Annotated in this window: 10 protein-coding genes and 1 tRNA gene; 4 read left to right on the top strand and 7 right to left on the bottom strand. The window is 68.8% G+C overall.

The genetic code is table 11. From position 1 onward, the window contains the following. Positions 1-94: 94 nt before the first annotated feature. Together E1212_RS23670 and E1212_RS23665 are read right to left on the bottom strand one after the other, a co-directional pair. Positions 95-688, bottom strand: coding sequence for a PadR family transcriptional regulator (locus E1212_RS23670; RefSeq protein ID WP_131987034.1), 594 nt, complete (start codon positions 686-688; stop codon positions 95-97). A 151-nt stretch (positions 689-839) separates the two neighbouring features. Continuing rightward, positions 840-1,433: a PadR family transcriptional regulator gene (locus tag E1212_RS23665; protein ID WP_131987034.1), complete on the bottom strand. Its 594-nt coding sequence runs from the start codon at positions 1,431-1,433 to the stop codon at positions 840-842. 163 nt (positions 1,434-1,596) lie between these two features. Here E1212_RS23665 and istA point away from each other — a divergent pair, with 163 nt between their 5' ends. After that, on the top strand, positions 1,597-2,853 hold the full coding sequence (gene istA, locus E1212_RS23660) for an IS21 family transposase (protein ID WP_131987033.1): 1,257 nt from the start codon (positions 1,597-1,599) through the stop codon (positions 2,851-2,853). Beyond that, positions 2,853-3,656: an IS21-like element helper ATPase IstB gene (gene istB / locus E1212_RS23655; RefSeq protein WP_131987032.1), complete on the top strand. Its 804-nt coding sequence runs from the start codon at positions 2,853-2,855 to the stop codon at positions 3,654-3,656. The genes istA and istB overlap by 1 nt, the downstream gene beginning before the upstream one ends. Before the next feature lie 192 nt (positions 3,657-3,848). On the opposite strand, the gene E1212_RS23650 is transcribed toward istB, so the two are convergent. Continuing rightward, positions 3,849-4,247, bottom strand: a complete 399-nt coding sequence (locus E1212_RS23650) for a hypothetical protein (RefSeq protein ID WP_131987031.1) — start codon at positions 4,245-4,247, stop codon at positions 3,849-3,851. Between the two features lie 66 nt (positions 4,248-4,313). Then, positions 4,314-4,802, bottom strand: coding sequence for a DUF6326 family protein (locus tag E1212_RS23645; protein WP_131987038.1), 489 nt, complete (start codon positions 4,800-4,802; stop codon positions 4,314-4,316). A 161-nt stretch (positions 4,803-4,963) separates the two neighbouring features. Here E1212_RS23645 and E1212_RS23640 point away from each other — a divergent pair, with 161 nt between their 5' ends. Together E1212_RS23640 and E1212_RS23635 are read left to right on the top strand one after the other, a co-directional pair. Then, on the top strand, positions 4,964-6,103 hold the full coding sequence (locus tag E1212_RS23640; RefSeq protein WP_131987029.1) for a sensor histidine kinase: 1,140 nt from the start codon (positions 4,964-4,966) through the stop codon (positions 6,101-6,103). Beyond that, positions 6,100-6,756 carry a response regulator gene (locus E1212_RS23635; RefSeq protein ID WP_131987027.1) on the top strand — a complete coding sequence of 219 codons (657 nt, stop codon included), beginning with the start codon at positions 6,100-6,102 and terminating at the stop codon, positions 6,754-6,756. The genes E1212_RS23640 and E1212_RS23635 overlap by 4 nt, the downstream gene beginning before the upstream one ends. A gap of 188 nt (positions 6,757-6,944) precedes the next feature. On the opposite strand, the gene E1212_RS23630 is transcribed toward E1212_RS23635, so the two are convergent. The 3 genes from E1212_RS23630 to E1212_RS23620 form a co-directional block, all read right to left on the bottom strand. Then, positions 6,945-7,029: transfer RNA gene (locus E1212_RS23630), tRNA-Leu, on the bottom strand. 514 nt (positions 7,030-7,543) lie between these two features. Further along, complete coding sequence (locus E1212_RS23625; protein ID WP_131987025.1) at positions 7,544-8,116, bottom strand: SH3 domain-containing protein; 573 nt, start codon at positions 8,114-8,116, stop codon at positions 7,544-7,546. A gap of 671 nt (positions 8,117-8,787) precedes the next feature. Beyond that, positions 8,788-9,573 (bottom strand): RNA polymerase subunit sigma-70, encoded by a 786-nt coding sequence (locus E1212_RS23620; RefSeq protein WP_203417140.1) that lies wholly within the window; start codon positions 9,571-9,573, stop codon positions 8,788-8,790. Positions 9,574-9,883: the final 310 nt, after the last annotated feature.

The raw sequence follows: 9,883 nt of genomic DNA, 5'->3' as shown, positions 1-9,883 counted from the left end.
TCCTTCTCTCGGTGTTGCGAACGGATTGGTTGAGCTAGTCAAGTTTGACTACCTGGCCAGAGTACGCGAGGAGGAAACGTCTAGTCAAGGTTGATTAGAAGCGCATCTTGAGGGGATCGTGGACCGTTCGCCACGAACCCGGATCATCGGCCATGGTGTAGGCGCCCTCAGACAGTCGTTTGCTCAGGTTCTTCGCCCACTCCAGTTCGGTGCGTGCGTGTCCCGCCCACAGTTCGGCCTGATCGCGGACGTGTTCGGGAATGTCGGGGTTCGGGTTCTCCCACCCCTTGGCCTGCCCTACGAGCTCCGCTTCCAGGCGCGCGACCCGCTCGTTAACGTGCGCGATGGCATCTGTCCTGGTCAGCATGGGCAACATGGCGATGGCCGCGTCGAGCATGGCCGGGTCATGGGTGCGCCGCAGACCGTCGCGGACCAGTTCGACTATCTCGTCACGTCCCCGAGCTGTCGCGCGGTACAGAACGCGCTCCGGCCCGGAGTTGCCCGGCTCGGCGTGTTCGGTGAGGAGGCCATCAGCCGCCGCCTTTTTCAGCGCGTGATAAATCGAGCCGGGCTTGATCTTGGCCCAAATCTCCGCACCCCAGCTCTGCAGTTCGGACCGCACCTGGTAGCCATGCGCGCCGCCGGAGAGGTGCACGATACCGAGTACCAGGAGCTTCGTCGCCGACATACGCCCACCTCCGCTCAACCTGCTTGTCTCGATCGCGAGCTTTCCCATGGGTTCGATTCCTTCTCTCGGTGTTGCGAACGGATTGGTTGAGCTAGTCAAGTTTGACTACCTGGCCAGAGTACGCGAGGAGGAAACGTCTAGTCAAGGTTGATTAGAAGCGCATCTTGAGGGGATCGTGGACCGTTCGCCACGAACCCGGATCATCGGCCATGGTGTAGGCGCCCTCAGACAGTCGTTTGCTCAGGTTCTTCGCCCACTCCAGTTCGGTGCGTGCGTGTCCCGCCCACAGTTCGGCCTGATCGCGGACGTGTTCGGGAATGTCGGGGTTCGGGTTCTCCCACCCCTTGGCCTGCCCTACGAGCTCCGCTTCCAGGCGCGCGACCCGCTCGTTAACGTGCGCGATGGCATCTGTCCTGGTCAGCATGGGCAACATGGCGATGGCCGCGTCGAGCATGGCCGGGTCATGGGTGCGCCGCAGACCGTCGCGGACCAGTTCGACTATCTCGTCACGTCCCCGAGCTGTCGCGCGGTACAGAACGCGCTCCGGCCCGGAGTTGCCCGGCTCGGCGTGTTCGGTGAGGAGGCCATCAGCCGCCGCCTTTTTCAGCGCGTGATAAATCGAGCCGGGCTTGATCTTGGCCCAAATCTCCGCACCCCAGCTCTGCAGTTCGGACCGCACCTGGTAGCCATGCGCGCCGCCGGAGAGGTGCACGATACCGAGTACCAGGAGCTTCGTCGCCGACATGCGCCCACCTCCGCTCAATCGGCTCGGACTCGCTCCGCTTGCGCGCCCGCCAGGGTGGTGTCAACTCCCACCAACACTAGGGTGCTCTCCTGGTTGTCGGCGACGCTTGAAAACGAGGCCATAGCGACGGTCGAAAACGAGGCCACCCAGACAGATTGGATGGGTGATCTCGGTGGAGGATTGGGCTCTGATCCGGCGGCTGGTCGCGGACGGTGTTCCGCAGCGGCAGGTCGCGCGGGACTTGGGCGTTGGGCGGTCGACGGTGGCGCGGGCGTTGGCGTCGGATCGGCTACCGAAGTACGAGCGGCCGGCGGTGCCGACGTCGTTCACGGCGTTCGAGCCGGTGGTGCGACAGCTGCTGGTCAAGACGCCGGATATGCCGGCCACGGTGCTCGCCGAGCGGGTCGGCTGGACTGGGTCGATCACCTGGTTCCGCGACAACGTCCGCCGGCTGCGTCCTGACCACACGCCGGTCGACCCGTCGGACCGGCTGACGTGGCTGCCCGGGGACGCGGCGCAGTGCGACTTGTGGTTCCCGCCGAGGAAGATCCCGCTCGAGGACGGCGCGCGGACGCTGCTGCCAGTCCTGGTGATCACCGCGGCGCACTCGCGGTTCATGGTCGGGCGGATGATCCCGACCCGGCACACCGCCGATCTGCTGTCGGGGATGTGGATGCTGCTGCAGCTGCTCGGCCGGGTCCCACGCAGGCTGATCTGGGACAACGAGACCGGCATCGGCCGGGGCAAGCGGCATGCCGAAGGGGTCGGTGCGTTCACCGGCACCCTGGCGACCACGCTGGTCCGGCTCAAGCCCTACGACCCCGAGTCCAAAGGCGTCGTGGAGCGTCGCAACGGCTACTTCGAGACGTCCTTCATGCCCGGCCGCGACTTCACATCACCGGCTGACTTCGACGCCCAGTTCGCCGACTGGCTGACCAATGCCAACGCCCGGATCGTGCGCACCATCAAGGCCCGACCTGTCGACCTGCTCGACGCCGACCGGGCCGCGATGCTCCCGTTGCCGCCGGTGCCACCAGCGGTCGGGTGGGTCAACCGGGTCCGGCTGGGACGCGACTACTACGTCCGCCTCGACAGCAACGACTACTCCGTCGACCCCGCGGTGATCGGCCGGTTCGTCGACGTCACCGCCGACCTGTCCCGCGTCGAAGTCCGCCACGAGGGGCGACTGGTCGCCGTCCATGACCGGGTCTGGGCACGCGGCATGACCATCACCGACCCCGCCCACGTGGCGGCGGCGAAGGTGCTGCGCGAGCAGTTCCAGCATCCCCGCCCAGCACCCGATCCCCACGACGGACTGCTGCGGGATCTGGGCGACTACGACCGCGCGTTCGGGCTCTTCGACGGCGGCCTGACAGATGACCCTGCCGACGGCTCGGTCGACGGTGAGGAGGTGGCCTGATGGCGACCACGAAGTCGAAGAGCGACGCGGCCGAGGCGCTCAAGCAGGTCACCTACCTGGCGTCGGCATTGAAGGCACCACGGATCACCGAGTCCGCAGCGAGGCTGGCCGACCACGCCCGCGATGCCGGCTGGACCCATGAGGAGTACCTCGCCGCGGTGCTGGACCGTGAGGTCGCCGCCAGGAACGCGTCGGGCGCCCAGCTGCGGATCCGGGCCGCCGGATTCGCCGCCCGCAAGACGATCGAGGAGTTCGACTGGGACGCCCAGCCGGCCATCCGGCAGCAGATCGCCGCACTCGCATCGGGTGGGTTCCTGACCAAGGCACGCAACGTCGTGCTGCTCGGCCCGCCCGGCACCGGCAAGACCCACCTTGCCACCGGACTGGGCATCGCGGCCGCGAACCACGGACATCGGGTGCTGTTCGCGACCGCGACCGAGTGGGTCACCCGACTCACCGAGGCCCACCGCGCCGGCCGGCTACCGCAGGAACTAGCGCGGCCGCGTCGCTACGGGTTGATCATCGTCGACGAGGTCGGCTACCTGCCCTTCGAGCAAGACGCCGCGAACCTGTTCTTCCAGCTCGTGTCCAGCCGCTACGAACACGCCTCACTGATCCTGACCAGCAACCTGCCGTTCAGCGGCTGGGGTGGCGTCTTCGGGGACCAGGCCGTCGCCGCCGCAATGATCGATCGCATCGTCCACCACGCCGACGTCCTCACCCTGAAGGGCGCCAGCTACCGGCTACGCAACCGCGGCATCGACACCCTGCCCAGCATCAGAACCCAAGACCCGGCACACTAGAAGCCGACGAACCGGTGGCCTCGTTTTCGAGCGTCGGATCGGCCTCATTTTCGAGCGTTGCCGACACCGGGTCTGCTGCACGACGAGGTGACAGCGGGTCTCAGGCGGCAAGAGCGACCTGGGTGACGTCGATGATCCCGGCGAGCAGGTGGAGCAGCTGGGGATGTGCGGTCAGAGGCAACAGGGAGCGCCTCAACGCAGTCGACGACGGCCGGCGGCGACGATCGGCTGGACGGCGCATGACCAGCAACGTGGGGCGACCTGAAGTGTCCGCCGGCGTTGGTGGCGCATGTACACGCGGATTCCGCCCATCAATTTCGCCGGGCCGAACGAGCTGACTCTGTCGCGGCGCTTCAGCTCTTCGAGTAGCTCCTCGGTTCCGTCAAGGTCCTTCAAGGGCGGATGATGGTGCCCGGTCCTGGTCAGGGGAACATAGTCATCGCCCACGCGAGCAGAATCTGGCCGAGAGCTTTCCAGGTCGATGCTCCTGGGATGCGGTCCGAGCAGGCCTAGGATGTATATGCCTGATGCACCGGCCTTGCTCAGTGCGACGAACCAGGACCGCGCCCGGCCACGGTAGATGTTGACCAAGCGCGGAGGGTATGGACGCCTCCGAGGGGGACTTGTCCATCGTCCGCCGGTAGGGCCTTGGAAGCCCTACGCGGCGTCCCAGTGAACGGTTTCACGGTCCGGACTGGTCGCCATGGTCGCCGACGGTGTGGTGCGGGGCCAGGTCCAGGCGTACCGCAGGATGAGGGCGAGAAGGATCAGTTCCAGCACGATGCCGAGGCCGTAGAAGTACAGCCAGGACTCGCCCACCGCGTTGAATGCCGTGACGGGGACGTAGAGCGAGGCGACGATGAGGTTGGTGATGCGGTTCGCCCGGGCGGGCAGCGTCATCGACAGCACGACCATGAGGATCGGGATGGCCATGAGGGTCAGCGCCGTGGTCGAAAAGGTCTGGGAGAGGTCGAACTCGAAGACCCTGCCGTCGAGGATGTCGTCGATGACGCCGGGCGTGAAGAAGTTGAGAATGTCCACGTAGGCATAGAGGAACATGAAGCTGGTCCACGTTGCGGTGAGCTTGGCTCTCACTGGGATCGGCTGGTCTTCCAGTGTGGCCGTGGTGGCTTGACGTGTTCTCATCATGGGCTCCGTTGTCGTGGTGAGGATCGGCAGGTCCACGATCGCTGAGCCCGGCGGCGGGCGCCTCGGCCCGGAGGCTGGAGTTCGCCTGGCCGATGGCATGGTCTCTCTCTCATTCTTTCGGCGGGTACGCCGAGGCGCGCCGATCCTAGGCTGGAGCCGTGGTCACCATCCGGCGCTCCATCTGGCAGGAGCCGCGGCCTGCTGACGCCCCGCCCGTCGGCCGGCTCGACTGGCTGCTGGTGGGCGTGTTCGCGGCCGCCGCCTTGGTCGAGGGCATCGCTCGGCCGGACTTGGCCTGGCGACCCCTGGTGACGGTGCTCGCCCTGGCGCTGATGCCTGCCCTGCTCTGGCGGCGGGGCCGCCCCCTGATGGCCGCCCTGGTCGGGTGGGGCGTCGCCGGGCTGCTCTCGGTTCTCCAGCTGACCGCGCACGCCGGGGACCTCGGCCTCTACTCCATGATGGCCGTCCTGATCCTGCTCTACTCCCTGGTGCGGTGGGGCTCGGGCCGGGAGATGGTCCTGGGGACGGCGTTCGTGACGGTCGTCGTCGCGCTGGGGATGTACGCCTCCTCCGCGGGCTGGGCCGACGTCTTCGGCGGGAGCGTCCTCGTGCTGTTGTTCGTCGCCCTCGCGGCGGTGTTCCGCTACCGCGCGGACCTCTGGCATCGCCAACAGCGTGAGGTCCGCAACCAGGAGCGGGTGGCGCTGGCTCGCGAACTGCACGACACCGTGGCCCACCACGTCTCGGCCATCGCGGTGCAGGCGCAGGCCGGTGGCGTGGTCGCCGGCATGCAGCCTGAGAAGGCTGCCGAGATCCTTGCCGCGATCGAGTCCGAAGCGTCGCGAACCTTGGCGGAGATGAGATCCATGGTGCGGGTGCTGCGTGAGGAGGAAGCCGTCGCCTACGCACCGCAGCTGGGTGTCGCGGACCTGCCTGCTCTGGCGCGCGCCGACGCGACACCCACCGTCGAGGTCTCGCTGGACGGTTCGTTGACCCGGCTGGCACGACCCGTGGATGCCGCGCTCTATCGGCTCGCGCAGGAGTCGCTGACCAACGCCGTACGGCACGCCCGGAGCGCGACCCGCGTCGGGATCGACGTCCGCCGCGAGGGCGACGCCGTCAGGCTGCGTGTCAGCGACGATGGACAGACCGAGCCGCGGCCGGCCCCGGAGCCCGGGTTCGGCCTGCTGGGCATGGCCGAACGCGCCCAGCTCCTCGGCGGATCGCTCTCCGCGGGGCCGGGGCCCGAGGGTGGCTGGGTGGTCGAGGCCGTGCTGCCGGTGGAGGCGCTGGCATGAGCATCCGTGTTGTCGTAGCCGACGACCAGGACTTGGTCCGGACCGGGCTGGTGATGATCCTCGGCGCGCAACCCGACCTCGAGGTCGTGGGGGAGGCAGCAGACGGGCTCGCAGCGCTCGACCTGGCGACCCGGCTGCGTCCCGATGTCCTCCTTGTCGACATCCGGATGCCCGGGCTCGACGGCGTCGAGGTGACGCGACGCCTGGCCGGTCCGGACGTGACGGACCCGATGGCGGTCGTCGTGATCACCACCTTCGACCTCGATGAGTACGTCCTCGGCGCTCTACGCGCCGGTGCTCGCGGCTTCCTGCTCAAAGACGCCGGGCCGGAGCTTCTCGTGCAGGCCATCCACGCGGCGGCCAACGGGGACGCGCTGATCGCCCCCAACGTCACCCGCCGGCTGCTGGCGACCTTCGCCGACCAGGCGCCGGTGGTACCGGTCCAGCCCATCGACCCGCTCACCGAGCGCGAGGAGGAGGTGCTCGCGCTGGTGGCACGGGGCCGGACCAACGCCGAGATCGCCACCGAGCTCTTCGTCGGCCTGAGCACGGTCAAGACCCACGTCGCATCGTTGATGGCCAAGCTCGGCGCCCGCAACCGCGTCGAGATCGCGATGTGGTCATACGACACCAGACGCGTGAGAGCCGATTAGCAGGCGATCGCTGTCGAGGAGGTGAAGGAGTTGATCGACTACGTCGGCGGGCTGGCGTCCGCGCTCAGAGAAGCGACGGACGAGGAGAAGTCCGACCTCTGTAAGGAGCTGGGATTGGATCTGACGTACGAACCCCTGGCACATCAGCTCCGTGCTGAGCTGGTGCCAGGGGTGAGTCCATCTGGGCGTGTCCGAGGGGGGACTTGAACCCCCACCCCCTTGACGGGGACTAGCACCTCAAGCTAGCGCGTCTGCCTATTCCGCCACCCGGACTTGCTGCGCTACGTGGAGCGCCAGCGGCTGCGTAACCATACCAAACTCGCGGGGTGCTCTGTCCAACTCGGGGCGGCTCGCGCGCCGCGACGGGTGTGAGGAGCGTTTCGGCGCTCGCGACGACGGAGAACGAGGTCGCCCGATGGGACGCAGCGCGAGGACCAGCGGCGACGGCCGCCGCGTCGGCGGGCCGGCTGAAGGCGGCCCGGCTGAGGCGGCCCTTCTGAAGGCGGGCCGATTCCTCACCCGCTGGGACGAGTCCGGTGACGGGCAGGCGATGTGCTCGACCAGACCGACGTGCCGGAGCCGAGGACTGGTGGGACGCGATCTGCCTGACGACGTGGGGCGCGAACGTTCCCGTCACCGCACCCCGGCATGCACGCGTGGCCGAGGTCGCTACCGCGGCACGAAGGTCGTGATCGTCAGCCCCGACGACGCCGCAACGGCGTGCGGTCCGCGACTGCCGACGGCGCCGCCCGCGGGTGAGAGCGGGCCGGCGCCGTCGTTCCCGGGTCTAGCAGTACGGCGGGGCGGCGCCCACGTTCGTCACGTAGCGGGCGGAGACCCACTGGCCGCCGCCGTCGCCGGTGAGCTGGTACCAGCGCCGGTTGCCGTCGACCGTCTGGGAGTCGACCTTGCAGACGATGGCCAGGGTCGCGCCCCGGGGGGCCGAGCTGACCTTGGCGTTCGCCGTGTGCGGGCCGCTGCGCACCGCGAGCGACGTCGACGACGACACCCGGCCGGTGTACTCGTGGCCGTCACCGCAGAAGCGTGGCGCGGCGCCGATGTTGGCGACGTAGCGCGCCGACACCCAGCGGCCTGTCCCCAGCTTGTACCAGAGGCTGTTGCCGCTGACGGACGGGCCGTAGACCTTGCACTGAATGGTGATGGTCGCGCCCTTGGCGTACGACCCGACCTTCGTGGCCGCAGAGGTGGGTGCGCTGCGGACGTTGACGCCCTCGGTGACCTTGCCCTTGTAGGTCGTGGCGGCCTGTGCCGTCGACGTGGTCGCGAGCAGGCCGAGGGGAACGATGACGGCCGTGGCGAGCGCGATCGCCGCCCGCCGGACCCGTTGCCGGACGATCATGGTGGACCTCCTGACATCGCCGTCCCGGACGGTGCGACCGGGTATCGGCTCTCACCATCAATCACTCCTCAGCGAGGCGATCGGTTGCACCCGAACGCATGGATCCTTGGAGATTGATCTGCCGCGTCCTCGCAGGTCAGTTACCAGATCGTCACGTAGTGCGACAAGGTGGTCACGCTCCGCTATCATCGATTGCATACAGGCCGCTCCGCCACTTGCCCCCCAACTGGCGGAGCGGCCTTCTCTCTTGCGCGGCGCCCGAGCCGCGCGACCCGGCACCGTCGGGTCGTGTCCGACGCCCTGAACCCGCCGTGGCGGCGCTGGCCGACGCGGTCAGCCCGTGGCGGGTCGGTCCCCGGGCCGCCGCTAATGCGGTCGCCGACGCGGCCACGAACGGCCCGACGGGGCGCAGCCCTTGATCATGTGCGGTAGCGGTCGCTGACGCGCCTTGTTCTGTTTCAGGACATCGCTGACACGCCGTCACGAAACATGATCATGGAAATCCGCGCGCCTCAGGGCGGGTCGGCGGGGAGGCCGAGGCGGGGGAGCAGCTCCGGGTCGATGAAGGTGTTGAGGTGCGTGACGAGGCCGTCCCGCAGGCTCAGGACGTTCACCCCGCTCAGCCGGAACGCCCCGTCCTCCGGCGAGCGCTGGTAGCAGGCGAACCCGGGCTAGCCATTGAACCCGGCCGGCCGCAGCTTCCACGGCGTCTCGAACACCCGCTCGGCCAGGAAGCGCCCGACGTCGACGCGACCGGAGAACCACGCGGGGAGCGGCGGCATCGTGAACCGGGCGTCCTCGGCCAGCAGCGCGAGCAGGGCCGGCACGTCGGCGGCCTCCCAAGCGGCGACGAACGCGTCGAGGAGCTCGCGCTGCCCGTCGGCCCCGAGAGCCGACAGCTCGTCGCGCTGGCTGACGGCGGGCAGCCGCTCGCCGACCGAGGCGCGGGCCCGCTGCAGGGCGCTGTTCACCGACGCCGGCGTGGTGTCGAGCAGCGACGCCGTCTCAGCGGCCGAGTACTGCAGCACTTCGCGCAGGATCAGCACCGCCCGCTGGGTCGCCGGCAGGTGCTGCAGGGCGGCGACGAACGCCAGCTCGACGCTCTCGCGCGTGACGTACTCGTCGGCCGGATCCGTCGGCCAGGGCTCCAGCCAGACCGGACCCGCCACGGGCGAACCGAGCTCCCACACATCACGACGGGCCGGGCCGTGGTCCGGGGAGAGCAGCCGAGGCGGCCGCTTCGACGACAGCCGCAGGCAGGCGTGCGTCGCGATCCGGTACAGCCAGGTGCGCACCGAGCTGCGGCCCTCGAACCCGTCCAACCCTCGCCAGGCCGCGAGCAGCGTCTCCTGGACGGCGTCCTCGGCGTCCTGCACCGAGCCGAGCATGCGGTAGCAGTGCGCCGTCAGCTCGCGGCGGTACGGGCCGACCAGCCGCTCGAACGTCTCGTCACTCACTCGGTGCTCCGCGTGATGTATCCAAACCACGTTCCCTGAGGCAGTGCACAGGGCCGCACAGGTTCGGAGAGTAGCGGCGCGTCGCTGTCGCCGAACGAGAGGGGACGCGGATGGTCTCGGGCGTGCCGGGCTGCGTGCGGATCCTGACCGTCGTGGGGTGACTGGCGACCGTCGTCTTCGATCTGGTCGTCATCGCCCGCCGCGACCGCGAGGTGACGGTCGGCGACGCGACCCGCTGGGTGCTGTTCTTGTGGGCCTGGCCGCGCTGTTCGCCGGCGCGCCGGGGAGGGGGACCAATGGCTGACGGCGG

Origin of the sequence: Jiangella ureilytica, assembly GCF_004348545.1 — a bacterium.
Taxonomy (GTDB): Bacteria; Actinomycetota; Actinomycetes; order Jiangellales; family Jiangellaceae; genus Jiangella; species Jiangella ureilytica.
The sequence above is the reverse complement of the archived record's forward strand: the minus strand, read 5'-3'. Positions and strand labels throughout refer to the sequence as shown.

What these genes read in the sequence shown, in the direction of transcription:
- E1212_RS23670 (WP_131987034.1), bottom strand. Translation starts at nt 688, where the DNA reads ATGTCGGCGACGAAGCTCCTGGTACTCGGTATCGTGCACCTCTCCGGC.
- E1212_RS23625 (WP_131987025.1), bottom strand. Translation starts at nt 8,116, where the DNA reads ATGATCGTCCGGCAACGGGTCCGGCGGGCGGCGATCGCGCTCGCCACG.
- istB (WP_131987032.1), top strand. Translation starts at nt 2,853, where the DNA reads ATGGCGACCACGAAGTCGAAGAGCGACGCGGCCGAGGCGCTCAAGCAG.
- E1212_RS23645 (WP_131987038.1), bottom strand. Translation starts at nt 4,802, where the DNA reads ATGAGAACACGTCAAGCCACCACGGCCACACTGGAAGACCAGCCGATC.
- E1212_RS23665 (WP_131987034.1), bottom strand. Translation starts at nt 1,433, where the DNA reads ATGTCGGCGACGAAGCTCCTGGTACTCGGTATCGTGCACCTCTCCGGC.
- E1212_RS23635 (WP_131987027.1), top strand. Translation starts at nt 6,100, where the DNA reads ATGAGCATCCGTGTTGTCGTAGCCGACGACCAGGACTTGGTCCGGACC.